Below are 376 nucleotides of genomic sequence, written 5' to 3'. Positions count from 1 at the left end.
TACGAAGGAGGTCACCGTGCCGGGGGCGGGCAGGAAGTTGCGGCCCGGGTCCTCGCCGTTGATGCGGAACTCGAAGGAGTGGCCGCGTACCTGCGGGTCGTCGTAGCCGATGGCCTCACCATCCGCGATGCGGAACATCTCGCGGACCAGGTCGATGCCGGTGACCTCCTCGGTGACCGGGTGTTCCACCTGGAGGCGGGTGTTGACCTCGAGGAAGGAGATGGTGCCGTCGTTGCCGACCAGGAACTCGACGGTGCCGGCGCCCACATAGCCCGCTTCCTTGAGGATGGCTTTGGAGGCGGTGTAGAGCTGGGTGTTCTGCTCTTCGGTCAGGAAGGGGGCGGGGGCTTCTTCGACCAGTTTTTGGTGGCGGCGC

The 376-nt window shown here is 66.0% G+C and carries 1 protein-coding gene; it reads right to left on the bottom strand.

All coding sequences use genetic code 11. The annotated features are described in order from the left end of the window. Window positions 1-376, bottom strand: a 376-nt coding sequence (locus NQU54_RS48890) for an ATP-binding protein (protein ID WP_441005772.1), incomplete at both ends; no start/stop codon positions are given.

This window comes from Streptomyces malaysiensis subsp. samsunensis (genome assembly GCF_024519315.1).
Classification (GTDB): domain Bacteria; phylum Actinomycetota; class Actinomycetes; order Streptomycetales; family Streptomycetaceae; genus Streptomyces; species Streptomyces malaysiensis.
The sequence above is the reverse complement of the archived record's forward strand: the minus strand, read 5'-3'. Positions and strand labels throughout refer to the sequence as shown.